Source organism: Camelimonas lactis (assembly GCF_004342915.1).
Lineage (GTDB): Bacteria > Pseudomonadota > Alphaproteobacteria > Rhizobiales > Beijerinckiaceae > Camelimonas > Camelimonas lactis.
Genome location: NZ_SLWL01000002.1, coordinates 303,205 through 326,993, shown reverse-complemented (window position 1 = coordinate 326,993; position 23,789 = coordinate 303,205). Strand labels below are relative to the sequence as shown.

Genomic DNA, 23,789 nt, shown 5'->3' with positions numbered 1-23,789 from the left:
GGATATCGCCGGCTGGTAAAACGGGCCCAGCTTGACCCGATGGCCAGGCAAGAAACCGCTTCCGCGCCCAGAAAACCGCTTCCGCGCCCTGGCCGTCTCCCGGCGCCGGGTCTGTCGGCCACGGCCTTTTCCTGGCGACGGTCAGTCGGGATGATGGTCGTGGTGGCCGTGGGCGTGATCATGGTGATGGCGCTCATGACCGTGGGCGTGGCCATGCGGCTCATGGCCGTGCTCATGCCCGCCATGGCCGGAAGAATAGGCGCCGCGCACCGGATGAAATGACGCGACGATTTCGTTGACCTGCGCGCCCAGGCCCTCAAGCATGGCGCGGATAACGTGGTCGCGCAGGATCAGGATCCTGCCCGGCGCAATGTCGGCGGCCAGGTGCCGGTTGCCGAGGTGCCAGGCCAGTTGCGTCAGGTGGAGCGGGTCCCGGGCCACGACTTCGTAGAGCGGCTCGTCGGCAGCGGCAATGGCGATGGCGCCGCCGCAATCGGTCATCAGGGCGTCGCCGTGCTCCAGCGCCACGGTGACCGGCAGATCGACGAGCGCCCGCGCGCCATCGCTCAGTTCGATGGTCCGCCGGCGCAGATGCCGTTCATCGTGCGCCAGAACCGCGCGGCCAACGACGAACTTTCCCTGAGCGCCGCCCTCGGATGCGCGTCGCACCGCAATTGCCTTCAACATGAGGCGCCTCATTCCGGAAATTCGGGAAACGCCGCGCGGCAGGCCCGATTCCTGGGCGCGGAGAAACTGCGCCAACCCTAGATGACAGGCGTTAACGCCGCAATGCGCGAATGTTGCACAAAATCTGGTGATCTAGGGTGAAAATTCACGGCTATATTGAATAAGCTTCACGATAAAAGTAGTTGCCTGGAACAGATGGGGCGCATACTCCAGACAGGAAGGGGAGGCGCCACATGGTCCTGTGTCAGCCAGGGGAGATTTTGCCAGACACGGCGACGCCCGTTGCGCCCGCGGCCACGCGCCGTCGTTCCTGGCCGGCGGAGCTGGAATTGTGGTTTGCGTCCATGGCCGGCAAAACCCGTCTGGCCCGCCGCCGTCATTGCGGCCCGCTGCTGGTGCAGAAGCCGTTTTATCCCGAGAAGGATGGCAGCTGCCATGTTTACCTGCTGCATCCGCCGGCCGGCATCGTCGGTGGTGACCGTCTCGTCCAGCATTTTCATGTCGATGACGGCGCGCGCGTCGTCCTGACCACGCCCGGGGCCACGCGTTTCTACCGCAGCCTGGGCGATGTCGCTCTCCAGTCGACGCGCATTGAGGTCGGCGCCGGCGCTGTTTGCGAGTTCCTGCCGCAGGAAACCATTATTTTTGCCGGCGCCAATGCGCGCGTTGAAACCACCGTGACGCTGGCGCCGGATGCGGTTTACGCCGGCTGGGATTTTATCTGTCTCGGCCGGCCCGCGGCGGGCGAGGGGTTCACGGCGGGGAGGGTGGCGCAACGCGTCGAGATCGTGCGCGACGGCCGGCCGGTCTGGTTCGAGCGCATGGCGCTGTCCGCCGGCGCGCCGCAGCTTGCCGCCGCTTTCGCCCTTTCGGGCCAGCCGACGGCCGGCGCGATGGTCTATGCCGGCGCCCTGCCGGATGACGCGGCTGAACGGGTGCGCGCGGCCATCGACGGCCAGGGCCAGGGCGGGTTCGGCGACGCGGGCTGCCTCCAGGGCATGTTTTCGGTGAGCCAGCTCGAGGACGTGGTGGTGTGCCGGTATCTCGGTTCGCGGGTCGCCGATGGCAAGGCGATGTTCGTTCAGGCCTGGGATATTTTGCGCAGACTGGGGCAGGGCAAACCAGCGAGCGCTCCGCGCATCTGGGCGACATGACACGGGCAAACTGACACAGCGAGGGTCTGGGAAATGGAACTGCTTCCACGCGAGAAGGACAAGCTCCTGCTGTTCACGGCGGGTCTGCTGGCGGAGCGCCGGAAAGCGCGCGGCGTCAAGCTGAATTATCCGGAGGTCATCGCCTACATTTCCCTGGCGATCCTCGAGGGCGCCCGCGACGGCCGGACCGTGGCGGACCTGATGTCCTATGGCGCGACGCTGCTGACCCGTGACGACGTCATGGAGGGCGTGCCTGAGATGATCCACGACATCCAGGTGGAGGCGACTTTCCCGGACGGGACCAAGCTTGTCACCGTTCACAATCCGGTTCCGTGAGGGGGGCTGCGTCATGAATCCGGGCGAATTTTTGCTTGAAGACGGCGAGGTCGAGCTCAACGCCGGTCGCGAGACCCGCAGGATCGACGTCGCCAACACCGGAGACAGACCGATCCAGGTCGGGTCCCACTATCATTTTTACGAAACCAACACGGCGCTGAAGTTCGATCGTCAGCAGGCGCGGGGCTTCCGCCTCAATATCCCGGCCGGCACCGCCGTTCGCTTCGAGCCAGGCCAGGAGCGCACGGTCGAGCTGGTGGCCCTTGCCGGCGATCGCGTCGTTTACGGCTTCAACGCCCTGGTCAACGGAAAGCTGGAGGTCTGAGATGACGCGCATCACACGCGAAACCTACGCCTCGCTCTACGGGCCGACCACGGGCGACCGCGTTCGCCTCGCCGACACCGATCTGGTGATCGAGATTGAGGAAGACCGCACCATTTATGGTGAAGAGGTCACCTTTGGCGGCGGCAAGGTTATCCGCGATGGCATGGGCCAGGGCCAAGGCGTGGCGGCGGAGGTCGCCGACCTGGTGATCACCAACGCCATCATCCTCGACCACTGGGGGGTCATCAAGGCCGACGTCGGCGTCAAGGATGGCCGGATCAGCGGCATCGGCAAGGCCGGCAATCCCGATATCCAGCCTGGCGTCGACATCGTCATCGGCCCAGGCACCGACGTCATTGCCGGTGAGGGCAAGATCCTGACCGCCGGCGGCATCGACACCCACATCCACTTCATCGCGCCGCAGCAGGCGGAGGAGGCGCTCGCCAGCGGGACCACCACCCTGGTGGGCGGCGGCACGGGTCCGTCCGTTGGCACGCTGGCGACAACCGTCACCCCGGGGCCGTGGTACATCCACCGCATGCTGCAGGCCGTCGACGAGCTGCCGATCAATGTCGGCCTGCTCGGCAAGGGCAACGCGGCCCTGCCGGAACCCCTGCGCGAACAGATTCGCGCCGGCGCCATCGGCCTGAAGCTGCACGAGGACTGGGGCACCACCCCGGCGGCGATCGACAACTGCCTGTCGGTGGCCGACGAAATGGACGTGCAGGTCGCCCTGCACTCCGACACGCTGAACGAGAGCGGCTTCGTCGCCGACACCTTCGCCGCCATGAAGGGGCGGGCCATCCACTCCTTCCATACGGAAGGCGCGGGCGGCGGTCATGCGCCGGACATCATCACCGCCGCGGGCCAGGAGAACATCCTGCCGGCCTCGACCAATCCGACCCGGCCCTACACCATCAACACCGTCGACGAGCATCTCGACATGCTGATGGTGTGCCACCACCTCAGCCCGCAGATTCCCGAGGACGTGGCTTTCGCCGAGTCACGCATCCGCAAGGAAACCATCGCCGCCGAGGACATCCTGCACGATCTGGGCGCCTTCTCGATGATGTCGTCCGACTCCCAGGCCATGGGCCGCATCGGCGAAACCACGACCCGCTGCTGGCAGACCGCCCACAAGATGAAAGTGCAGCGCGGCCCGCTGCCCGAGGACAACGCCCGCAACGACAACTTCCGCTGCAAGCGCTACATCGCCAAATACACCATCAATCCGGCGATCACCCATGGCTTCGCCCATGAGATTGGCTCGATCGAGGTCGGCAAGCGGGCCGATCTGGTGCTCTGGAAAACCGCGTTCTTCGGCGTCAAGCCGTCGCTGGTGATGCTGGGCGGCATGATCGCCATCGCGCCCATGGGCGATCCCAACGCATCAATCTCCACGCCGCAGCCGGTGCACTACCGGCCCATGTACGGGGTGCTTGGCGGCGCGCGCGGCGCCACTGGCGTCACCTTCGTCTCCCAGGCGGCGCTGGAAGATCGCATTGGCGACAAACTGGGGCTGGACAAGCAGCTGGTGGCCGTGAAGGGCACGCGCGGCGTGCGCAAGAAGGACATGATCCATAATGCCTTCACGCCAAGGATTGAGGTGGATCCGCAAACCTATGAAGTGCGGGTCGATGGCGAACTGATCACCTGCGAACCGGCCGAAAGCCTGCCGATGGCCCAGCGCTATTTCCTCTTCTGAGGCGGGCGCGCTTTCGGGCGGAGAAACGCAGGTGACCAATGCCTCTCCCGCCGGCCGCAAAAGGCCGGCGGGATATTTGGGGAGGGGCGTGACGTGAGCCAGGCAAATCTGTCTTCAGTCGACATGTTTCGCGATCACCCGGCGCTCGGTTTTGTCGACTGGTGCCTGCGGGGCGTTGGCCAGGTGGTGTTCCAGAACAACCCGCTGTCGGGGTTGATCATCCTTCTGGCCCTGTTCTTCAATTCCTGGATCTATGGCCTGGTCTGCATCGCCGGCGTGGTCGCCGCCACGCTGATGGCGCTGGCGTTGCAGGCGGACCGGGGGCTGGTCCGCGACGGCCTGTTCGGCTTCAACGGCGCGCTCGTGACATTGGCGCTGGTCGCTTTCACCAGCGCCAATTTCCGCGTTGGCCATGTCCCTTCGGGCTGGATGGTTGTTTATCTGCTGTTCGCCGCCGCCATGACAGCGGTGGTGTTTCAGTCGCTCTCCGCCCTGCTGGCTCCGTACAGGATTTCGGCGCTCACCGCGCCGTTCGTGCTCACGGGCTGGCTGTTCCTGTTCGCGGTGCTGAAATTCGCGTCGATCGAGGCGGGGCCGCTGGCGAAGCCGGTGTCGCCGGAGCAGTATGACGCCGCCGTCGCCTATGTGCTGCCAACCTGGTACATGGGCATCGGCAACGCCATCGGTCAGATTTTCTTTCAGGACAACTGGATATCTGGCTACCTCATCATCCTCGGCATCGCCGTGAACTCCCGCATTTCGGCGGGCATGGCCCTGATCGGCGCCGCGGTCGCCGCGCTGGTGGCGGCGCTGTTCGGCGGGCCGGAGGGCGCCATTCGCGACGGTCTGTTCGGCTACAACGCCGCGCTCACCGCCATCGCGCTTGGCGGGTTTTTCCTGGTGCTGACGTGGCGCAGCTTTCTTTACGCGCTGTTCGGCGTCGTCATCTCCACCTGGCTGTGGGCCTCGATCGCCATTTTCCTCAAGCCCATCGGCATGCCGGTGCTGACGTCAACCTTCGTGCTCGTCACCTGGCTGATGCTGCTGGGCCAGTACGGCTTCAGGGCGCTGGTTCCCGTGCCGCCGGCCGAGGCCACGACGCCTGAGGACAACATGCGCCGGCATCGGTCGGCGCCTGCCGCCCAGGTTTCCAGGGATTAAGGTAAAGGGACCGGCGCCCTGGGCGCGCCGGTCCTGTGGACCGCACGGTTAACGCGCGCCGGACCACGGCGCCGACACAGGTGAGTACGGAGTATGCCGGCATGGGGTTGATCGGGATTCTTGTTTCGCTGGCGCTGCTGATGTGGCTCGCCTACCGCGGCTGGAGCGTTCTGCTGGTCGCGCCGATCGCCGCGCTGTTGGCGGCGTTGATCGCCGGGCAGCCCGTCCTCGCGCACTGGACGCAGACCTTCATGCCGGGCGCCGCGGGGTTCGTGGCGCAATGGTTCCCGATCTTTTTGCTGGGCGGACTGTTCGGCAAGCTGATGGATGACAGCGGCTCCATCGCCTCCATCGCCAATTATCTGACGAAACGCCTCGGAACCCGGCGCACGATCCTGTCCGTGGTGCTGGCCTCGGCGGTTGTGACCTACGGCGGAGTGAGCGTATTCGTCGCCTTCTTCGTGCTGGTGCCCATGGCGCAACGCATGTTCGAGGCCGCCGATATTCCACGTCGGCTGATGCCGGCGACAATCGGCCTTGGGGCGTTCACCTTCACCATGACGGCGCTGCCGGGCACGCCTTCGGTCAACAACGCGATCCCGATGCCGTATTTCGGCACGACCACCTTCGCGGCCCCCGGCATCGGCATTATCGCGTCGCTGATCACCCTGGCGTTTGGCCTGTGGTGGCTCGCCCGCGCCGAGGCCGCCGCCCGGCGCGCCGGCGAGGGTTTTGGAACCGCCGTCGTCCTGCCGGCGCCGATTGACGAGAAGCTGCGCGAGCAGGCCACGGCGGTCGGTGACTTCGACATCGCCGAACTGGAACATGGTCACAAGGCGGAAGACTATCCGCCGGCGGCCCTGGCGGCCCTGCCGCTGGCTGTCGTTATCGTCGTCAATTTCCTGATGGCCCTCGTGGTGCTTCCGCGGCTCGATTTTGCCTTTCTGGCCGAGCCGGCCTGGGGCTCCACCACGTTCCGGGCGATTGGCGGCGTCTGGTCGGTGATGCTGGCGCTCGCCGCGGCGAACCTGACGGTCATTGCCGTCAATTTCCGGCGTATGCCGAAAATTCGCGAGTCCATCGACGCTGGCGCCAACTCGGCGGCGCTGCCCATGATGACAATCGCCAGCCTTGTCGGCTTCGGCGCGGTGGTGTCGGCGCTGCCGGCGTTCACCGTTGTTCGCGACGCCGTCATCGGCCTTCCAGGAGGGCCGCTGATTTCGCTGACGGTGGCGATGAACACGCTGGCCGCCCTGACCGGCACGGCCTCTGGCGGCTCGGCGATCGCCCTGTCGGCGCTTGGCGACCATTTCCTGAACCTCGCCGCGACCTATGGCGTCGACCCGGCGCTGATGCACCGCGTCACGGTGATCAGCGCTGGAACGCTGGATGCGCTGCCCCATAACGGCACGGTGCTGATGCTCCTGCAGATCAGCAAGCTGACCCACAAGGAAAGCTACGGCGACATGGCCATGACCGTGATCGCCGGCGTCGTCATCTCGCTCGCCGCCGTGCTGGTCCTCGGCTCGCTGTTTGGTTCCTTCTGAGGCTGTCCCGCCGTTGCGGCGTCCAGTCCGGCCCCCGGAAACCCGGGGGCCGCAAGGCTTTCAGGAGCGGAACAGGCGGCTGTACTGGTTTTCGTGCCAGGCGCTCGCCATGGCCAGCGCCACCGAGACATTGCCGATTTCGTCATCGCCCGCATCCCCGGCCCGAGCAACCGCGCGGGTAATCATCTCCGGAGCGGCGATCAGGATGCGCTGACCGGCGGTATGGCCGAGCGGAACCAGGCGGATCGCCGCTGCGACCTGGGCTTCCGCCGCGCTCCAGATCAGGCCGGAGAGCGCCTGCGTCGCCGGAATTCGCCAATGCCAGGCGGCGATGGCGAAGGCGGCTGTCCACGAGAGGCCGCCACGCGGGGAGCCGCCAGGGCAGGGGGGCTGCCCTGGCCGCGCGGCGACATACTCCCTCGCCAGTTCCCTGGCCAGCGGAACCTCAAGGTCGGCGAGCAGGCGCAGCATCGCCTCGCCCATGCGCCGGTCCTCCTGCTGCAACTCCCGGCTTTCCCGGCCCGCCGCCAGCCAGGCGTCCAGAGCCGCGAAGCCGGCGCGGTCGCTGCGCTCCAGAGCCGCCATCATGCGCAGGAACAGGGCGCCGTCGAACACGGCGTAGCTGTGCTCCAGCGTCCCGAATATCCAGTCGCGCGTTGTTGTTTCGTCGTGGACCCAGCCGGCGTGCACCGCTGCTTCCAGCCCGCGCGAGTAAGAAAACGCGCCGACGGGAAGGCTCTGGCTGACCAGCCTGAGCAGATGCAGCGGCAGGGGAGGCGCCATGGGGCCGTTCATGGGGTCAGGCCGCCCAGTCCGGCGCCGGCGATATAGACGGCGAGAAAATAATAAATCACGTAAGCCACATAGGTTTGGCCGTTGCCGGTGTAGGGCCGGCGGGCGAGTTTGGCGGCGGCCGTCGCGACGGCGGCGACCCCATCCCAGAACAGGATGGCGACCGGCGGCAGCGAGCGGCCGATCACCATGCGGTAATAGGCGTAAAAGCGGGCGAGGCCGCCGGTCCGCGCCTTGCGTCGCCAGATGATCCAGAAGACGGCGAACAGCAGGGCGGAAGCGCCGAGCGCCGCCAGCAGCGCCGGCGTCGGGTTCCAGGCGGCGTAGATTTTCTCCAGCGACATGCCCTCCCACACCAGGCCCGCGGCGAATTGCGGATCAATGGCGGCTGACACCGGCTCGAACAGCAGCTTCGGAAACAGCGACAGCACGATAATGCCCGCCGCCAGCAGCGCCTGCGGCGCCAGCAGAAAAACGGAGGCCTCCCGCGCCTGTTCCTGTCCCTCGGCGCGTGGGCCTGCGAATAGCCCCTGGAGCAGGCGGATCATATAGAGAAAGCCAAGGAACGCGCCGAACAGGCTGGCGACCGCCAGCAGGCTCCAGCCCTGTTCCATCATGGCCACGAGCAGCAGCCATTTGCCGCCGAATCCCATCAGCGGCGGCAGGCCGGACATGGAGACCACGGCGATGCACATCATCAGAAAGGTCAGGGGCATCATCCGGGCGAGGCCGCCCGTGCTGGCGAAGCGGCGCGCGCCGGTCCTGGCGATGATCCCGGCCACGCCCAGGAACAGTATGCCCTTCACCATCAGATGGTTGGCGACAAGGTAAAGCGCCGTCACCCAGCCAAGGCGGCTCATCAGCGCGATGGCGATAATGATGTAGCCAAGCTGGCTCATGCTGGAAAAGGCGAGGAGGCGCTTGAAGTCCTGCTGGCGCAGCGCCATCAGCGCGCCGCCGACAATCGTCAGCAGGCCGATCCACGCCATCACATGCGCCGCCTCCAGCTTCAGTTCGGTGCGGATGGCCAGATAGGTGACCAGCAGCAGGCCGTAGATGGCGACCTTGCTGACCACCCCCGAGAGCATGGCTGACGTATCATCCTCCGCCTCCGCGTAGCTTCCAGGCAGCCAGACATGCGCCCCAAGGACGCCAGCCTTGATGAGGAAACCGGCGACCAGCAGGATGAAGGCGACCTCCATGCCGCCGCCGGGCAGGCGCAGGGCGGCGAGCTCCGCGCTGCCGGCGTTCGCCGCGACGGCGGCGAACCCGGCCATCAGGAAATACGCCGCCGCCAGCGAGAACAGCAGGAAGCTCAGCAGATAGCGGCTGGCGCGGGAACTGCGGGCGATCAGGAAATAGCTGGCGAGGGTGACAAGCTCCCAGGAGAAAAAGAAGCTCAGGCTGTCCCGCGCCCGCAACAGCGTCATGATGGCCAGCAGCAGTGTGGTCATCAGCGGGTAAAAGCCGGGGCGCGCGTCGGCGCGATACAGGCTGGCGGCGGCGATGACGAGGCCGCCAGCGAGCAGCAGGCTGGCGAACAGGGCGGCGATGCCGGTAATGGGCCAGGCAAGCCATGAACCGGCGGCCAGGATAACCAGCAGCATGGCGACGGCCTTCACCCGGCCAGGCAGGACGCCGTCAATCGCCAGCAGGGCGGCGCCGGCAACCAGCGGGACGAACAGCCACGTCGCCACGCCAGCCATGCTGGCGGCCATGCCCCCGGCCGCCAGCAAAAGCAGGCCAGCCGCCAGCGGCGGCGCCAGCTGGCTGGCGTTGATCGCTGGCGGGTTGCTGACATGGCCGGCGCGGGCGCTGGTATTGCGCCGCAGGGTCAGGCCGAACCAGCGGAACATGTAGGCGGCTTCCAGCAGGGAGCCGAGAAGGATGACCATGGTCCAGTGATGCGCGCCGGCGGCGGTGAGCCGCATCACCAGCTCCCACTTGGCCCAGAAGCCGGGGAACGGCGGCAGGCCGGCGATGGCGACGATCAGCAGGCCAAGCAGGGCCAGCGCCAGCGGGTGGTTGCGCAGGCCGGCGCGGCTGTCGGTCTTCTCCATGCCGAGCGTTTCCGCCAGCCAGAACAGGCCGGCCTTGGCCAGCAGGTGATTGACAAACAGTCCGCCGATCACCAGCGGCGCCGCGTCAGCGGCGTCGATTTGCGCCAGCGCGCCTAGGGCCAGGGTCAGCAGGCCCATCTGGCCGATGGAGGAATAGCCGAGCAGGCGCTGCGTCCGGGTTTGCGACAGGCCAATAAGGTTGGAGAACAGGAAGGTGGCGGCCCCGGAAAAGGCGATGATACCGAGTTGCGCCCCGAACAGCGGCGCCAGTTTGAACAGCGCGAAAAACACCCCGGCGGAGACGCCGACCGAAACCATGGCGGCGATCCCGCCAGGCGCCGTTTCATAAACGTCCAGTCCCCAGCCGTTGGCGGGGAAGGGCTTCAGCTCAACCAGCAGGCCCGCCAGCAGCATCAGCAGGGCGGCGACGCCCATGGGACGGCTCAGGGCCCCGGCGCCGGCGATCAGCTCGTCGATATTGAGCGTGCCGGCCACATGGTACAGCAGCACCGAGCCGACGAGAAACAGGCTGGAGGCCACCACCGTCGCCATGATGTACTTGAAGGCGGCGGCCAGGGCCGCCGGCGCCTGCGACAGACCAAGCAGGCCGTAGGTGGCGATGGACACGATCTCCAGGAACACGAACAGGTTGAACAGGTCCCGGGTCATGATCATGCCGTCGATCCCCATCACCAGGATGAGGTAGAGCAGCAGCGCCCCGTAGGAGCCGCGCAAACGGTCCCACAGGCGCCAGGCTCCCAGCAGGGCCGTGACATTGACGCTGACGGCGAAGAACGCCTCCCACAACCCGAGGCGCAGGTTGATGGAGACCGGCGGCATGGCGCCCGCCGTCAGCACCTCGATGGCCGGTTCGCCCGCCAGCAGGCGCAGAAGCCCGGCGCCGCTGGCCAGCGCGATGCCGCCGAGCGCCAGGAAAAAGCCGCCAGCCAGCCATCCCTTGCCGAGCCGGTACAATAGCGGCAGCGCGAAGCCACCGCCCAGCCCGAACAGGAAAATGCCAAGCGGATGGAACGCGGCGGCTACCATTTTGATTCCGTGAAGGCGTCGATCGACAGGGTTTTCTTCGCCGCGTACAGGCGGATGGCGAAGGCCAGCATCACCGCCGTGACGGAGAAGCCAATGACGATCGCCGTCACCACCAGGGCTGAGGGCACAGGGTCGATGGCGCGCGCGCCGGCCTCCGCGGCGCCCAGCGCCCTGTCGATGATCGGCGCGGTGGCCCCGGTGACGTAGCCGCCCGCCACCATCACGATGTTGAAGCCCGTGCCCATCAGCACGAAGCAGATGATGATGCGCATGATGTTGCGGTGGGTCAGCATGCCCCACAGCCCGGTCAGCGCCAGGCCAAAGCCGGTGATCATCAAGATGGTGGAAACCGGAACGCCGATGCTCATGGCCGCCTCGCTCAGCTGCGGAACCTGTCGATGATGACGCTCAGCTCCGCGCCGACCTTGACGCCGAGCAGGGCGGAGATGAGCGGAATCGCCCCGGCGCTGATGAAAGCGCCGAACTGACCTTTCGGGAGAAAGCGCGGATCAAGAAAGCCGCCGGCCAGCGCCAGCCCGAGCACGCCGAGGCAGACGTAGAGCACCCCGGCCGCCGATTCGACCGCGCCCAGCAGCGCCGTATTGAGCCTCGCCGCCGGGTTCGCCACCAGCATCAGCATCACGCCCGAGGCGACGATGGCGCCGCCCTGGAAGCCGCCGCCAGCCGACAGATGGCCATTGACGATCACATAGGCGCCGAAGGTGAAGATCAGCGGCAGCAACACCATGGCGCCGGTGGCGACCAGTTCGCTGGCGGGCCGGCGCGGCGGCGACGCCGTTTCCCGGCCGTCCCCCTGCTGCAGCAGCAGGCCGATGCTCGCCGCCACCATGAACAGCACAGCCACCTCGCCGAGCGTATCGAAACCGCGCCATGAAATCAGAATGCCGGTGACGACGTTGGGCGCGCCGAGCTGGGCGGGAACCTGGGTGACATAATAGTGGGCCAGGGGCCGCAGCGCCTGCAATTCGGCGTAGTCGCCGACGATGTGAAGGAAAACCAGGCCCACCAGGACGACGGCAAGGGCGGCGAAGGCGCGCTTCATCATCGCGGCGGTCCTCCGTCCTCGTCCGGGTCGGGCTCCCGCGCCAGGCGTTCGCCGGCCTCGTGCGCGGCCAGCGCGTCCGCGCCGGTGGACGGCGCCGTCGGCGTCCGTATCAGCCAGGCGGCGCGGGACAGGGCGTGCGATGAAACCGGGTTGGTCATCAGCACGAAGCCGATGACCAGCAGCAGCTTCAGGGCCCAGTCCGGATGAAGGATCGCCAGCCCGGCCAGCACAAGGATATTGCCGAGGGTGGTGGCCTTTGTGCCCGCCTGGATGCGGGTGAAGGCGTCGGGCATGCGCAGGACGCCGAGGCCCGCGGAAAACAGGAAGATGGCGCCCAGCAGGATAATGAGGCTGCCAGCCAGATCCGTCATTGCGCGCCCCCGCCGCCGGTTTTGCGAATGGCGTAGATGAAGACGAAGGTGCTGAGGCCGCAGCCAATGGCCGCTTCCGCCATCGCCACGTCCGGCGCGGCCAGCAGCAGGAACGATACGGCGGCGAACAGGCTCGCCAGGCTGGAGCTCACCATCGCCGCCATCAGATTGTTGAGGCAGACCGCGAGCACGCCGCTGAGCAGGATGCCGGCGCACACCACGAGGATGAGCAGCTCCAGCATCTCAAAGCCCCCTTTCCAGGAAGCGGGCGATGGCCAGCACGGCGAGAAAACTGAGCAGCCCGTAAACCAGCGCAACGTCGATGTAGACGAACCGGCCCGAGACGTGCGCGTAAAGCGCGATCAGCGACAGGGAAATCACTGTCAGCATGTCGATGGCGACGATGCGGTCGACCAGCGTCCGGCCAATGGCGAGCCGGACGCCACTGAACAGCAGCGCCATGAAGATCAGCGCCGCGGCGAGCTGGATGATGACATGCGCCAGCGCGGCGGCCCAGGAGGGTTCAGCCAAAGACCTTCTCCAGATGCCGCTCGAAGGGCGCGACGATCGCTGTCGTCACCGCGTCGGGATCGGTGGTTTTCACATCGAGCCAGTGGACGAACAGCAGGTCGCCCTCCAGCGCCAGCACCAGGGAGCCGGGCGTCAGCGCGATGGTGTTGGCCAGCGCCAGCCGTCCGGTCGGGGAGGTCAGGCGCGTGCGCGCCTGAACAACGCCCGGGTGAATGTCGATGCGCGGCGCATAGACGTAGCGCAGCATCTGCAGGTTGGCTTTCACCAGCTCCACAAGGAAAACGCCGAGATACGCCAGGAAATGATACAGACCGCGCGGCGTCCAGCGGATGCCGCTCCATGCGCCGGAGGCGGAGAACGTCCATGCCAGCGCCCCGGTGATCACCGCGCCGGTGATGGCGATATCGGGGGCGAGGCTTATGTTGGCGATCGTCCAGACCGTGAACAGAACCAGCCACAGGGTGAGCGCGCCGTGCAGGCGCGACCGGCGGGCGCCGCCAGCCGCATCGCGCGGGCCCGTGTTTGCGGACAGGCCGGATTGTCTTCCAAGGGCATCATGTCCTGGAATGTCCGGTGCAGGAACGCTGTCTCCGGCCAAGGCGTCGCTCCCTTATCTGTGCGGCGTGTCCCGGGGGGGGCGCCGAATTCCCCATGCGTTACCGGCGTCGCCCCTGCGGGCGGCCCCGGACGCGCGCCCACGCCCTCAGCCCGTCCGCCAGGGGGCGGGAGGGGCCGCTTCGCAGGTCGCATCATCCCCGGCGGCGCGCCGTCGGAGAGTGTCGATATGCGTCGCGCGCGGCCCGTCCAGAGGGTTGCGTCAGCACTCCCGGTAGGTGCGGCCGCGATAGACGTAGGAGCGGCAGTTCGGCGTCGTCGCATTGCCGACGATGGCGCCGCCAACGCCGCCGATGGCCGCGCCCGCCAGCGCGCCGCCGGCGCGGCCCGTGGCCAGGCCACCCACAAGGGCGCCGGCGCCCGCGCCAATGGCGGCGCCGCCAATGGTGCGGTCCGTCCGGTCGTTGGGGTTGCACGCCGCCAGGCCAATCGCCAACAATCCGATAACAACGAGGCTCTTCATGACAATCCCCTTCACTGAATATGGATGAACAGATGACTGTTCAGCGCCAGACATCAAATGAAGTATCTGCCATACTGGCGGTCGTGTGAAAGGCCAATTGTTCAGCTGATCCCCAATTTGTGTGGTGTGACGTCCGCCCACAGAAACTGGTGACCCGCGACCGGCGACGCAGGAGAGCGGGAGCAGGAGCTGGGCCCGAAGTAGCAGGGCGCGCGCGGCGCGCCATGACGAAGCCGCCGATGGCGAGCGGCGTCAGGCGCAAGGGCGCCGGCGGGGGCGCCATAACGGGAGGGTCCGGATGACGGAGGCTGGGGCGGCTCCTGAAAGAAGCCTGCCGGATGGAGCGTTGCTGCTGGTTGTGTGCGGGCTCGCCGCGATCTTTATCGTTTTTGGTTTCGCCGTATCGGGACCCCGGGAGGTTTTTCTCGGGCTCGGCAAGATCCTCTTTGTCCGCGACACGCTGATCACCGATTACATGGGCGTGGGCGGCATTGGGGCGGCCTGCGTCAACGCCGGGTTGCTGACCCTGGTTGTGGCGGGGATATATCGCGTATCAGGCGTCGCCATTGGCGGTGGGGCCATCGCCTGTCTGATGCTGATTCTCGGGTTCGCCCTGTTCGGCAAGAACCTCCTGAACATCTGGCCCATTGTCGGCGGGGTCTGGCTGTACTGCCGCTTCAGGCGGGAGCCATTCTCGCGGCATATCAACACCGCGTTCTTCGGTTGCGCCCTGGCGCCCGTGTTTTCCGAGATTCTCTTCAGTTCCCTGATGCCCATCCACCAGTCCCTGCCGCTGGCGCTGGGCGCCGGGGTGCTGATGGGCTTCGTCCTGCCGCCGGCCGCCGCGCAGCTGTTCCGGGCCCATGACGGGTTCACGCTTTACAACATGGGCTTCACGGCCGGCATCATCGGCACGATCGTCGTGGCGCTCTATCAGTCCTACGGCTTCATTCCCGAGCCGGTGTTCATCTGGACCAGCGGCAACAACGCCTTGCTCGGCGGTTTTCTCTGCGTGCTGTTCGCCAGCCTGATTGGCCTTGGTCTTCTGGTCGACCGGCGCGCGCTGGCGAAAATGAAAGACCTTTTCGCCCTCGACGGCCGCACCCCCAGCGATTTCATTTCACTGGTCGGGGCGGGGCCGACCTTCGTGAACATGGGCGTCAGCGGCTTCATCGGCATGGCCTATGTCCTGCTTGTCGGCGGCGACCTGAACGGGCCGGTGATCGGCGCCATCCTGTCAATCGTTGGCTTCGCCGCCTTCGGCAAGCATCCGCGCAACTTCATCCCGGTGATGGCGGGGGTGTTCATCGGCTCGCTGGCCAAGCCCTGGAACGCCGCCGATCCGTCCATTGTGCTCGCGGCGCTGTTCGGCACGACGCTGGCCCCCATCGCCGGCCGCTTTGGCTGGCATTGGGGCATTGTCGCCGGTTTTCTGCACTCATCCGCCGCTCTCAGCGTCGGCGTCGTCCATGGTGGCCTCAACCTGTACAACAATGGTTTCGCGGCCGGCATTGTCGCCTCGGCGCTCGAGCCGGTCATCGTCGCCATCCAGTCCAGGTTCGGGGTTGACCCGCCGGAAAGACTTTGACGCTTCGCGCCCCTGGACATCTGTCCCCGGGGCGTGGGAACGACCGGTTAACCGGGCCGGGGCAGGGCGCCGCGGCCAGGCGCGCGCCCGGCTCCGGGCGCCGGGGGCCTGTCGCGGGCAACAAAAAAGCCCGGCGGCTGGCCAGGCTTTCTTGCGATCTGTAGCAGGCTGGCGCCAGGCTCAGCCTTCGTCGTCGTCGGTCTGCGCCGGCGGCACCAGGCCGTCCAGACCACGCAGCAGGTCTTCCTCGCTCATGCGATCGAATTCCTGGAGATCGTCGTCGTTGCGGGCGCTGACCGAGGAGCCGATGGAGGCGCGGCTCGGCACGGCGTCCTCTTCCGGCTCGTCCACTTCCACATGCTTCTGCATGGAGTGGATGAGGTCTTCCTTGAGGTCGTCCACGGAAATCGTCTCGTCGGCGATCTCACGCAGGGCGACGACCGGGTTTTTATCGCGATCGCGATCCACGGTCAGCGGCGCGCCGGACGAGATCATGCGGGCGCGATAGCCGGCCAGCAGGACCAGTTCGAAACGGTTATCAACCTTGTCGATGCAGTCTTCGACGGTGACGCGAGCCATTAAGGGCTCCCTTCAAAGGATCTGAATGGTGCGGAATCAGGTTCAGATACACGTTGGCGTCCGCTGGCGCAAGCTTTTCCGGCCCGCCCGCGCGCCCGCGACTTGACAGGCCGCCAGGTCGGCGCCACTGCCCGCCGCAGCGAACCATGGCGTGGAAACGCCGGCCATCATGCAGGCGCTCCATGGTTTTCCCCGCCGGCGCGCGCTTTTCCCGCCGGCGCGCCCTGGTCATGATGCATTACAGTCGTCGCAGCATGGATGGAAACACGATGAAACCAGCTTTCACCTTCCCCGGACAGGGCAGCCAGGCTGTCGGCATGGGCAAATCCCTGGCGGACAATTTCGCGGCCGCGCGCGAGGTGTTCGCCGAGGTCGACGACGCGCTTGGCCAGCATCTGTCCCAGCTGATGTGGGAAGGGCCCCTCGATGAGCTGACCCTGACCGCCAACGCCCAGCCGGCCCTGATGGCGGTGAGCATGGCGGCGATTCGGGCGCTGGAGACGGAAGCCGGGCTGGATCTGGCGAAGGAGGCCGCCTTCGTCGCTGGCCATTCGCTGGGCGAATATTCCGCTCTGGCCGCCGCCCGCAGCCTGACCCTCGCCGATACGGCCCGCCTGCTGCGCATTCGCGGCGACGCCATGCAGAAGGCCGTGCCTGTTGGCCATGGCGCCATGGCGGCGTTGATCGGTCTGGAGTTCGACGCGGCCGACGCCGTGGCGCGCGAGGCCGCCCAGGGCGAGGTCTGCTCGGCCGCCAATGACAATGGCGGCGGCCAAGTAGTGATCTCCGGCGCCCGCGCCGCCGTGGAGCGCGCCCTGCCGATCGCCCAGGAGCGTGGGGCGAAGCGCGCCATGCTGCTGCCTGTCTCCGCTCCCTTCCATTGCGCCCTGATGCAGCCGGCCGCCGAGGCCATGGCTGAAGCGCTGGCGCAGGTGACCATCTCCGCGCCGCTGGCGCCGCTGGTCGCCAACGTCACCGCTCAGGCGGAAACCGACCCCGACGCCATCCGCGCCAATCTGGTGAAGCAGGTCACCGGCACGGTTCGCTGGCGCGAATGCGTGGCCTGGATGGCGGACCAGGGCGTTGAGACCTTTTATGAGGTGGGCGCCGGCAAGGTGCTGACCGGCCTCGTGAAGCGCATCGCCAGCAACGGCAAGGGCGTGGCGGTTGGCTCGGCGGATGACGTGAAGGCGTTCGTGGCCGCCAGGGGCTGACAGGCGCGCTGGCCCGCCGTGGTTGCGCCGTCAACGATTCCGGTTTTTGCCGCTATTTCAGCGCCATGTTCTGAAGTGTGAATGTAACGCTCAAGCATGGCGCCGCCGCCAAATGGAGATATGCATGTTTGATCTGACTGGCCGCAAGGCGCTTGTTACGGGCGCGAGCGGCGGCATTGGCGGGGCGATCGCCCGCGCCCTGCACGCCCAGGGCGCCGATGTGGCGTTGTCCGGCACCCGCCGCGAGGCGCTGGAGGCGCTGGCCGCCGAACTGGGCGGGCGCGCCCATGTGGTTCCCGCCGACCTGTCGAGCGCCGAATCTGTGGAAGCGCTGGTTCCGGCGGCGGAAGCCGCCCTCGGCGGCCTCGACATCCTCGTCAACAACGCCGGCGTGACCCGCGATAATCTGTTCATGCGCATGAAGGACGAGGAATGGGACGCGGTGATCGCCGTCAATCTCACCGCCTCGTTCCGTCTGATGCGCGCCGCCACCAAAGGGATGATGCGCCGCCGTTTCGGCCGCATCATCAACATCGGCTCGGTTGTCGGGACCACGGGCAACCCGGGCCAGGGCAATTACGCCGCCTCCAAGGCCGGCCTCGTGGGCATGACCAAGGCGCTCGCGGCCGAGGTGGCCAGCCGTAACATCACGGTGAATTGCGTGGCCCCCGGCTTCATCACCTCGCCAATGACAGACGCGCTCAACGACAGGCAGCGTGAGGCCATTCTGGCGAACGTCCCCGCCGGGCGGCTGGGCGAGGGCGGCGACGTGGCCGCGGCGGTGGCCTATCTCGCTTCGACAGAGGCGGCCTACGTCACCGGCCAGACCCTGCACGTTAACGGCGGCATGGCGATGATCTGACCGGCGGCGGCAGGCGCCGCCAGGGCTGGCGGACGCGATCCGGCGGCGTCGCCTGCTGGTCGCCTTCATGATTCGGACTGGGGCCGGGCTGTGAATCCGGTCCCTCCGCCGGGCGTCGCAACCCGGCGTCCACGCCTCTGGAAAGCGCCGGGCCGCCCCTCGTCAGGCGGTTTCCGGTGTGTTAACAGGGCCGGCCTGCCGCGAGGGTACTTGACGCGACAGGCAAAAGCAGGCTTGCACTAGCAATGGACAAGGCGCCTTGACGGGCAGGATTGATCCGACGATTAACGGCGCGAACTGGCCATGGCTTCCGAACCAGGCAACTCGAAAATCGGGCGGCCATACGCCATCTGCAAAATGAAACGAGGACCGAACGATGAGTGACATCGCTGAACGCGTTAAGAAGATCGTTGTCGAACATCTCGGCGTGGAAGCCGACAAGGTCGTGGACAACGCCAACTTCATTGACGATCTCGGCGCCGACAGCCTCGACACGGTCGAACTGGTGATGGCGTTCGAGGAAGAGTTCAACGTCGAGATCCCGGACGACGCCGCCGAGACCATCGTGACGGTCGGCGACGCGATCAAGTTCCTGGAAAAGAACGCGGCCTGAGCCTGCGTCAGTTCCTGACATTACCGGCCGCTGTTCCCGGGCTGGCGCGCCGCCGCGCCGCCCGTGGAGGGCAGCCGCGCATTTCGGGGGCCTTCTGGCCCTCGAAACATGACTGACCGCGTTGGACACGTTCTGTTTTTTGCACGGATTGCTGGGTAAAAGGCAGGGCGCGCCCAAAGTATCAATGCTTTTAACAGGCGCCCCTTGCATGCGCGTGGCGATGACTTTTTTCATCCCGCCCCATGCAGCCGGCTCCGGGACAGAACGGCATGACAATGAGACGGGTTGTTGTCACAGGGCTTGGCATGGTGACCCCGCTTGGGGGCAATGTTGAGGCAACCTGGAGCAATGTGCTCGCCGGCAAAAGCGGCGCCAGCGCCATCACGACGTTCGACGTCTCCGATATCGCCTGTCGCATTGCCTGCCAGATTCCGCTGGGCGATGGCTCCGGCGGAACTTTCAATCCCGACCAGTGGATGGATCCGAAGGACCAGCGCAAGGTCGATCCCTTTATCGTCTACGCCATGGCGGCGGCCCAGCAGGCCCTCGAAGACGCGGGCTGGGAGCCGAAAGACGCCGACGATCAAAACGCCACCGGCGTGCTGATCGGCTCAGGCATAGGCGGCGTCGGCGGCATTTATGAGGCGTCGACCATTCTCAACGAGAAGGGCCCGCGCCGGCTGTCGCCGTTCTTCATTCCGGGCCGCCTGATCAATCTGGCGTCCGGCTACGTCTCCATCCGGCATGGCCTGAAGGGCCCGAACCATTCGGTGGTGACCGCCTGCTCGACGGGCGCGCACGCCATTGGCGACGCCGCCCGCCTCGTGGCGCTGGGCGACGCCGACGTCATGGTCGCCGGCGGCACGGAATCGCCGCTGAACCGCCTGTCGATCGCCGGTTTCGCGGCCTGCCGGGCGCTGTCCACAAATTTCAACGACGACCCCACCCGCGCCTCGCGCCCCTATGACAAGGACCGTGACGGCTTCGTCATGGGCGAGGGCGCCGGCGTCGTCATCCTGGAAGAGCTTGAGCACGCGAAAGCGCGGGGCGCCAGGATCTATGGCGAAATCATTGGCTACGGTCTTTCCGGCGACGCTCACCACATCACCTCGCCGGCGGAAGATGGCGACGGCGCCTACCGCTGCATGCAGGCGGCGCTGAAGCGCGCCGGCATTTCCGTCTCCGATATCGATTACGTCAACGCGCACGGCACCTCGACGCCGCTGGGCGACGAGATCGAGCTGCGCGCGGTTGAGCGGCTGCTGGGCAATTCGGCCGGCAAGATCTCGATGTCGTCGACCAAGTCGTCGATCGGCCACCTGCTGGGCGCCGCCGGCGCCGTGGAATCAATCTTCGCCATCCTGGCGATCCGCGACCAGATCGTGCCGCCCACGCTCAACCTCGACAATCCGTCGGTTGAAACGACGATTGACCTGACGCCCCATGTGGCGCGCCAGCGTGATGTGAATGTGGCCCTGTCGAACTCCTTCGGCTTTGGCGGCACCAACGCGTCGGTGATCTTCCGTCGCTTCGCGGCCTGACCCGCGTCTGTTTCGTCGCGCCGGCGCGTTTTCGTCGCATTCGGCGTTCATGCTCCGCGCCAGTTTCGCGGCCTCCGGGAGCTGCGATAAAGCTGGATGCGCCGGCGTCCGGCTGTTCCCCGGCGGCCAATGCGGAGGGGCTGCGCGCGCGGCCGCTGGCGGAGTGGTAATCTTCCGCGAGCAGGACGTCAGGCGGGCGATTCGCCCGCCCTGGCGCGCCGCTGGCGCCATCTGATGCTCCCGTCACATGTCTGCTGGCCCTGTGGGTTTCCCAACCCCCGATGATGGCCCAGGTCACGCCTGGGCGGGTATGTGAGCAGGAGCGGATTTGAACGGACCAGGGATGAGCGACAACAACAGGACGTCCATTGGCAAGGCAAACCCGGCCCCGGAGAAAGGGGCGCGGGTCCGTTCGCTGAAAAGTCCGACCGAGGCGATCAAGCCGGAGGTTGTGCCGCCGCCGCCGCCGCGCCGGCGGCGCGAACGGGGCGGCTTCGTTAATAGCATGAGCAATTTCCTCACCGCGATCGTGGTGGGCGCCCTGGCGGTTGGCGGCACGGTTTATGTGCTCAAAAGCGAGTTCAACGCCCCCGGGCCGCTGTCCGCGGACAAGGTGGTCATGGTCAAGGGCGGGGCGCGGGCCGTCGCCGATTCGCTCCAGCGCGAAGGCGTCATTTCCCAGCCGACCCTGTTCCTGGCCGGCGTCTATGTGTCCGGCGCCAATGACGACGTGAAAGCCGGCGAATACCTGTTCCGCAAGGGCGCCAGCCTGCGCGAGGTCATGGACACGCTGGTCAGCGGCAAGACCGTGCTGCACAACTTCACCGTGCCCGAAGGGCTGACCAGCGAGCAGATTGTCGCCCGTCTCCGCGACGCCGACCTGCTCACGGGCGAGATCACCGAAATCCCGCCGGAAGGCGCCCTGTTGCCGGAAACCTACCGCATCTCGCGCGGCGCCTCGCGCCAGCAGATCCTCGACCGCATGCGTCAGGACGGCCGGCGGGTGCTGGCGGAAGTCTGGGCCCGCCGCGCGCCGGACCTGCCGCTGAAGACGCCCGAGGAACTGGTGACCATGGCCTCGATCGTCGAGAAGGAAACCGGCCGGGCGGACGAGCGCACCCGGGTGGCCGGCGTGTTCATCAACCGGTTGCAGAAGGGCATGCGCCTGCAGTCCGATCCGACGATCGTCTATGGCATCGTCGGCGGCAAGGGCGCGCTGGGCCGGCCGCTGTCGCGGGCCGACATCACCACGCCGACGCCCTACAATACCTACACCATCAACGGCCTGCCGCCGGGCCCCATCGCCAATCCCGGGCGCGCCGCGCTGGAGGCGGTGGCCAATCCCTCGCGCACCCGCGATCTGTATTTCGTGGCTGACGGGACGGGCGGCCACACGTTCTCCGAGACGCTGGACCAGCACAATCGCGGCGTCAGCCGCCTGCGCCAGATCGAAAGCAGCCGGAAGGCCCAGGACGACGCTGCGGGCAAACCGGCGGAGGGCAAACCGGCGGAGGGCGAGGCTGGCGGCGCTCCCGGCGGCGCGGACCCGACGGCGGAGGCCCCCCAGTCGCCCGGCGGCCGTCCCCGCGCCTTCGACGCTTCAGAGGGCACGGACAAGGACCCGCTGCTCAACAAGACCTATGACCTGAATTCCCCGCAGGTTGTGCCAAAGGTCCGGTGACGCTGTTTCACCCGCATGGTTCCCGCTGGCCGCGCCGTCCCCTGGATGGCGCGGCGGCGTTTCATGGGGGCCTGGGCGCGGGATTGCGACCCGTTTCCGCCAGGAGACGGGAGAAAGGCGGCGTTCGTTCATTGAAGCGGGCGCCGGTCTGTTTTGATTTTATGATGTTTTGACCCGCCGGGACCCGGTTCCGCCGGAAAGGCGCGCCAGGCGCCGTGGCAAACGAACAGCAGGAGCGTGTGCGGTATGGCCATCGCCAGCATGACCGGTTTCGCCAGGGCCGAGGGTGCGCACGGGGCGCTCTCCTGGGCGTGGGAGATCAGAAGCGTCAACGGGCGCAGCCTGGATATCCGCCTGCGCACGCCGCCCGGCTATGACCGCAGCGGCGAGGCGATGCGCCAGTCGCTTGCCAGGGCCGTGCGGCGCGGCGCCTGCCATGTGTCGCTCACCGTCGCCAGCGCCGCCGCCGCCGCCGGGGTTCGCGTCAACCTGGAAGTGGCGCGCATGGTGATTGACGCCTTTCGTGATCTTGAGCGGCCGGCGGACATGGCGCCCCTGACCCTCGACGCGGTGCTGGGCGTTCGCGGCGTTGTGGAGAGCGTCGACGCCGACAGCGCGCCGGACGAGGAGGCGTTCGCCGCGATCGCCGCCACGGCCGGCGCTGCGGTGAAGGCGATGGTCGCCGCCCGCGCCGGCGAGGGCGCGGCGCTGGAAGCCGTGCTGCGCGGCCATATCGACCGCATCGCCGCGCTGACCGTCAAGGCGGAGGCGTCGCCGGCCCGCCAGCCGGAAGCAATCCGTCGCCGCATCCACGACCAGATCGCCCTGCTGACCGGCGGTTCGGTGGCGCTGGACCCCCAGCGCCTGCACCAGGAGGCGGTGTTGCTGGCCAGCCGCGCCGACATCCGCGAGGAAATCGACCGCCTGCACGCCCATGTGGCGGCGGCGCGGGCCTTGCTGGATGAAGGCGGCGCGGTTGGCCGGCGACTGGATTTTCTGGCCCAGGAACTGGGCCGCGAGGCCAACACCCTGTGCGCCAAGGCCAATGACGCCAGCCTTTCCGCGGTTGGGCTTGACCTGAAAACCGTGGTCGAGCAATTCCGCGAGCAGGTTCAGAACGTCGAGTAACGCCCCATGAAAGCCAACATCCCCGACGCGCCCGTGACCCGGCGTGGTTTCGTTCTGATCCTGTCCTCGCCGTCCGGGGCCGGAAAATCGACCCTGACGCGCCGGCTGTTGCAGCGGCACGAATTGCAGATGCGCATGTCCGTGTCGGTCACGACGCGGGCGCGGCGGCCGTCGGAGATCGCCGGCCAGGACTATCACTTCATTAGCCGCGAGGAATTCGAGCTTGGCCGCGATCGCGGCGACTATCTGGAGTGGGCCGAGGTGCATGGCAATTTCTACGGCACGCCGCGCGGGGCCGTGGAGAAAAGCCTCGCCGCAGGCCACGACATGGTCTTCGATATCGACTGGCAGGGCGCTGACCAGGTGGTCGGGAAAATGCCGGACGACGTGGTGACCGTTTTCATCCTGCCGCCGTCCATGGTCGAATTGCGCAATCGCCTGGTGCGTCGCGCCGAGGACGCCAAAGAAGTCATCGACGCCCGTCTCGCCGCCGCCCGCGACGAGATCGCCCATTGGGACGCCTATGATTACGTCCTGGTCAATGAGGACCTGGATGAGAGCTACAACGCGCTGATCGCCATCATTTCCGCCGAGCGCCTGAAACGTCGCCGCCAGACGGCGCTGGCCCCGCTGGTGGCCAGCCTGATGGAAGGCCCGCTGCCCCGGCACGACTGAGGCGCGATCCCGGGCGGACCCCAAGGACAGTTGCGCGCCAGGCGTCGC

Annotated in this window: 25 protein-coding genes; 14 read left to right on the top strand and 11 right to left on the bottom strand. The window is 67.0% G+C overall.

Annotated features, from left to right (window positions below):
* Positions 1 to 141: 141 nt before the first annotated feature.
* Positions 142 to 687 carry an urease accessory protein UreE gene (locus tag EV666_RS04460; RefSeq protein WP_132003682.1) on the bottom strand — a complete coding sequence of 182 codons (546 nt, stop codon included), beginning with the start codon at positions 685 to 687 and terminating at the stop codon, positions 142 to 144.
* 233 nt (positions 688 to 920) lie between these two features.
* On the opposite strand from EV666_RS04460, the gene EV666_RS04455 reads away from it, so the two are divergent.
* From EV666_RS04455 to EV666_RS04430, 6 genes are all read left to right on the top strand, one after another.
* On the top strand, positions 921 to 1,841 hold the full coding sequence (locus tag EV666_RS04455) for an urease accessory protein UreD (RefSeq protein WP_245514201.1): 921 nt from the start codon (positions 921 to 923) through the stop codon (positions 1,839 to 1,841).
* A gap of 33 nt (positions 1,842 to 1,874) precedes the next feature.
* Positions 1,875 to 2,177 (top strand): urease subunit gamma, encoded by a 303-nt coding sequence (gene ureA, locus EV666_RS04450; protein ID WP_132003679.1) that lies wholly within the window; start codon positions 1,875 to 1,877, stop codon positions 2,175 to 2,177.
* Positions 2,178 to 2,190: 13 nt separating this feature from the next.
* Positions 2,191 to 2,502: an urease subunit beta gene (locus tag EV666_RS04445; protein ID WP_132003676.1), complete on the top strand. Its 312-nt coding sequence runs from the start codon at positions 2,191 to 2,193 to the stop codon at positions 2,500 to 2,502.
* A 1-nt stretch (position 2,503) separates the two neighbouring features.
* Positions 2,504 to 4,207: an urease subunit alpha gene (gene ureC, locus EV666_RS04440; protein WP_132003673.1), complete on the top strand. Its 1,704-nt coding sequence runs from the start codon at positions 2,504 to 2,506 to the stop codon at positions 4,205 to 4,207.
* A gap of 123 nt (positions 4,208 to 4,330) precedes the next feature.
* On the top strand, positions 4,331 to 5,368 hold the full coding sequence (locus EV666_RS04435; RefSeq protein WP_132003782.1) for an urea transporter: 1,038 nt from the start codon (positions 4,331 to 4,333) through the stop codon (positions 5,366 to 5,368).
* A 101-nt stretch (positions 5,369 to 5,469) separates the two neighbouring features.
* Positions 5,470 to 6,915, top strand: coding sequence for a GntP family permease (locus EV666_RS04430; RefSeq protein ID WP_132003670.1), 1,446 nt, complete (start codon positions 5,470 to 5,472; stop codon positions 6,913 to 6,915).
* A gap of 60 nt (positions 6,916 to 6,975) precedes the next feature.
* On the opposite strand, the gene EV666_RS04425 is transcribed toward EV666_RS04430, so the two are convergent.
* The 9 genes from EV666_RS04425 to EV666_RS04385 all read right to left on the bottom strand — a co-directional run bounded on the left by EV666_RS04425 (position 6,976) and on the right by EV666_RS04385 (position 13,860).
* Entirely contained in the window at positions 6,976 to 7,698 is a 723-nt protein-coding gene (locus EV666_RS04425; protein ID WP_245514200.1) for an urease accessory protein UreF, read from the bottom strand.
* A gap of 8 nt (positions 7,699 to 7,706) precedes the next feature.
* Positions 7,707 to 10,814, bottom strand: a complete 3,108-nt coding sequence (locus EV666_RS04420; protein WP_132003664.1) for a complex I subunit 5 family protein — start codon at positions 10,812 to 10,814, stop codon at positions 7,707 to 7,709.
* Positions 10,808 to 11,182 (bottom strand): sodium:proton antiporter, encoded by a 375-nt coding sequence (locus tag EV666_RS04415; RefSeq protein WP_132003661.1) that lies wholly within the window; start codon positions 11,180 to 11,182, stop codon positions 10,808 to 10,810. Before EV666_RS04415 ends, EV666_RS04420 begins: the two co-directional genes overlap by 7 nt.
* An 11-nt stretch (positions 11,183 to 11,193) precedes the next feature.
* Positions 11,194 to 11,880 carry a hydrogen gas-evolving membrane-bound hydrogenase subunit E gene (gene mbhE / locus EV666_RS04410; RefSeq protein ID WP_132003658.1) on the bottom strand — a complete coding sequence of 229 codons (687 nt, stop codon included), beginning with the start codon at positions 11,878 to 11,880 and terminating at the stop codon, positions 11,194 to 11,196.
* Positions 11,877 to 12,251: a monovalent cation/H(+) antiporter subunit G gene (gene mnhG, locus EV666_RS04405; RefSeq protein WP_132003655.1), complete on the bottom strand. Its 375-nt coding sequence runs from the start codon at positions 12,249 to 12,251 to the stop codon at positions 11,877 to 11,879. The genes mbhE and mnhG overlap by 4 nt, the downstream gene beginning before the upstream one ends.
* Positions 12,248 to 12,493, bottom strand: a complete 246-nt coding sequence (locus EV666_RS04400) for a hydrogenase subunit MbhD domain-containing protein (RefSeq protein ID WP_132003652.1) — start codon at positions 12,491 to 12,493, stop codon at positions 12,248 to 12,250. The genes mnhG and EV666_RS04400 overlap by 4 nt, the downstream gene beginning before the upstream one ends.
* Before the next feature lies 1 nt (position 12,494).
* Positions 12,495 to 12,782: an MrpF/PhaF family protein gene (locus EV666_RS04395; protein ID WP_245514199.1), complete on the bottom strand. Its 288-nt coding sequence runs from the start codon at positions 12,780 to 12,782 to the stop codon at positions 12,495 to 12,497.
* A complete protein-coding gene (locus tag EV666_RS04390; protein WP_245514198.1) occupies positions 12,775 to 13,380 on the bottom strand; it encodes a Na+/H+ antiporter subunit E in 606 nt (201 codons plus the stop codon). The genes EV666_RS04395 and EV666_RS04390 overlap by 8 nt, the downstream gene beginning before the upstream one ends.
* Before the next feature lie 219 nt (positions 13,381 to 13,599).
* A complete protein-coding gene (locus EV666_RS04385) occupies positions 13,600 to 13,860 on the bottom strand; it encodes a glycine zipper domain-containing protein (RefSeq protein ID WP_132003649.1) in 261 nt (86 codons plus the stop codon).
* Positions 13,861 to 14,158: 298 nt separating this feature from the next.
* Here EV666_RS04385 and EV666_RS04380 point away from each other — a divergent pair, with 298 nt between their 5' ends.
* A complete protein-coding gene (locus EV666_RS04380) occupies positions 14,159 to 15,448 on the top strand; it encodes a DUF1576 domain-containing protein (protein ID WP_132003646.1) in 1,290 nt (429 codons plus the stop codon).
* Positions 15,449 to 15,628: 180 nt separating this feature from the next.
* On the opposite strand, the gene rpoZ is transcribed toward EV666_RS04380, so the two are convergent.
* Positions 15,629 to 16,027 (bottom strand): DNA-directed RNA polymerase subunit omega, encoded by a 399-nt coding sequence (gene rpoZ / locus EV666_RS04375; RefSeq protein WP_132003643.1) that lies wholly within the window; start codon positions 16,025 to 16,027, stop codon positions 15,629 to 15,631.
* A 269-nt stretch (positions 16,028 to 16,296) separates the two neighbouring features.
* On the opposite strand from rpoZ, the gene fabD reads away from it, so the two are divergent.
* The 7 genes from fabD (at position 16,297) to gmk (ending at position 23,741) form a co-directional block, all read left to right on the top strand.
* Positions 16,297 to 17,241 carry an ACP S-malonyltransferase gene (gene fabD / locus EV666_RS04370; RefSeq protein WP_132003640.1) on the top strand — a complete coding sequence of 315 codons (945 nt, stop codon included), beginning with the start codon at positions 16,297 to 16,299 and terminating at the stop codon, positions 17,239 to 17,241.
* Positions 17,242 to 17,365: 124 nt separating this feature from the next.
* Positions 17,366 to 18,103, top strand: coding sequence for a 3-oxoacyl-[acyl-carrier-protein] reductase (gene fabG / locus EV666_RS04365; protein ID WP_132003637.1), 738 nt, complete (start codon positions 17,366 to 17,368; stop codon positions 18,101 to 18,103).
* A 376-nt stretch (positions 18,104 to 18,479) separates the two neighbouring features.
* Positions 18,480 to 18,716 (top strand): acyl carrier protein, encoded by a 237-nt coding sequence (locus EV666_RS04360; RefSeq protein ID WP_132003634.1) that lies wholly within the window; start codon positions 18,480 to 18,482, stop codon positions 18,714 to 18,716.
* 275 nt (positions 18,717 to 18,991) lie between these two features.
* Positions 18,992 to 20,257, top strand: coding sequence for a beta-ketoacyl-ACP synthase II (gene fabF, locus EV666_RS04355; protein ID WP_132003631.1), 1,266 nt, complete (start codon positions 18,992 to 18,994; stop codon positions 20,255 to 20,257).
* A 343-nt stretch (positions 20,258 to 20,600) separates the two neighbouring features.
* Complete coding sequence (gene mltG, locus EV666_RS04350) at positions 20,601 to 21,938, top strand: endolytic transglycosylase MltG (RefSeq protein WP_132003628.1); 1,338 nt, start codon at positions 20,601 to 20,603, stop codon at positions 21,936 to 21,938.
* Between the two features lie 246 nt (positions 21,939 to 22,184).
* Entirely contained in the window at positions 22,185 to 23,066 is an 882-nt protein-coding gene (locus EV666_RS04345; RefSeq protein WP_132003625.1) for a YicC/YloC family endoribonuclease, read from the top strand.
* Positions 23,067 to 23,072: 6 nt separating this feature from the next.
* Positions 23,073 to 23,741: a guanylate kinase gene (gene gmk, locus EV666_RS04340; RefSeq protein WP_132003622.1), complete on the top strand. Its 669-nt coding sequence runs from the start codon at positions 23,073 to 23,075 to the stop codon at positions 23,739 to 23,741.
* The last annotated feature ends 48 nt before the right edge of the window (positions 23,742 to 23,789 follow it).

Excerpts from the sequence above, each read along its gene's own strand:
- EV666_RS04460 (WP_132003682.1), bottom strand. The coding sequence starts at position 687 with ATGTTGAAGGCAATTGCGGTGCGACGCGCATCCGAGGGCGGCGCTCAG.
- EV666_RS04455 (WP_245514201.1), top strand. The coding sequence starts at position 921 with ATGGTCCTGTGTCAGCCAGGGGAGATTTTGCCAGACACGGCGACGCCC.
- ureA (WP_132003679.1), top strand. The coding sequence starts at position 1,875 with ATGGAACTGCTTCCACGCGAGAAGGACAAGCTCCTGCTGTTCACGGCG.
- EV666_RS04445 (WP_132003676.1), top strand. The coding sequence starts at position 2,191 with ATGAATCCGGGCGAATTTTTGCTTGAAGACGGCGAGGTCGAGCTCAAC.
- ureC (WP_132003673.1), top strand. The coding sequence starts at position 2,504 with ATGACGCGCATCACACGCGAAACCTACGCCTCGCTCTACGGGCCGACC.
- EV666_RS04435 (WP_132003782.1), top strand. The coding sequence starts at position 4,331 with ATGTTTCGCGATCACCCGGCGCTCGGTTTTGTCGACTGGTGCCTGCGG.
- EV666_RS04430 (WP_132003670.1), top strand. The coding sequence starts at position 5,470 with ATGGGGTTGATCGGGATTCTTGTTTCGCTGGCGCTGCTGATGTGGCTC.
- EV666_RS04425 (WP_245514200.1), bottom strand. The coding sequence starts at position 7,698 with ATGGCGCCTCCCCTGCCGCTGCATCTGCTCAGGCTGGTCAGCCAGAGC.
- EV666_RS04420 (WP_132003664.1), bottom strand. The coding sequence starts at position 10,814 with ATGGTAGCCGCCGCGTTCCATCCGCTTGGCATTTTCCTGTTCGGGCTG.
- EV666_RS04415 (WP_132003661.1), bottom strand. The coding sequence starts at position 11,182 with ATGAGCATCGGCGTTCCGGTTTCCACCATCTTGATGATCACCGGCTTT.
- mbhE (WP_132003658.1), bottom strand. The coding sequence starts at position 11,880 with ATGATGAAGCGCGCCTTCGCCGCCCTTGCCGTCGTCCTGGTGGGCCTG.
- mnhG (WP_132003655.1), bottom strand. The coding sequence starts at position 12,251 with ATGACGGATCTGGCTGGCAGCCTCATTATCCTGCTGGGCGCCATCTTC.
- EV666_RS04400 (WP_132003652.1), bottom strand. The coding sequence starts at position 12,493 with ATGCTGGAGCTGCTCATCCTCGTGGTGTGCGCCGGCATCCTGCTCAGC.
- EV666_RS04385 (WP_132003649.1), bottom strand. The coding sequence starts at position 13,860 with ATGAAGAGCCTCGTTGTTATCGGATTGTTGGCGATTGGCCTGGCGGCG.
- EV666_RS04380 (WP_132003646.1), top strand. The coding sequence starts at position 14,159 with ATGACGGAGGCTGGGGCGGCTCCTGAAAGAAGCCTGCCGGATGGAGCG.
- rpoZ (WP_132003643.1), bottom strand. The coding sequence starts at position 16,027 with ATGGCTCGCGTCACCGTCGAAGACTGCATCGACAAGGTTGATAACCGT.
- fabD (WP_132003640.1), top strand. The coding sequence starts at position 16,297 with ATGAAACCAGCTTTCACCTTCCCCGGACAGGGCAGCCAGGCTGTCGGC.
- fabG (WP_132003637.1), top strand. The coding sequence starts at position 17,366 with ATGTTTGATCTGACTGGCCGCAAGGCGCTTGTTACGGGCGCGAGCGGC.
- EV666_RS04360 (WP_132003634.1), top strand. The coding sequence starts at position 18,480 with ATGAGTGACATCGCTGAACGCGTTAAGAAGATCGTTGTCGAACATCTC.
- fabF (WP_132003631.1), top strand. The coding sequence starts at position 18,992 with ATGAGACGGGTTGTTGTCACAGGGCTTGGCATGGTGACCCCGCTTGGG.
- mltG (WP_132003628.1), top strand. The coding sequence starts at position 20,601 with ATGAGCGACAACAACAGGACGTCCATTGGCAAGGCAAACCCGGCCCCG.
- EV666_RS04345 (WP_132003625.1), top strand. The coding sequence starts at position 22,185 with ATGGCCATCGCCAGCATGACCGGTTTCGCCAGGGCCGAGGGTGCGCAC.
- gmk (WP_132003622.1), top strand. The coding sequence starts at position 23,073 with ATGAAAGCCAACATCCCCGACGCGCCCGTGACCCGGCGTGGTTTCGTT.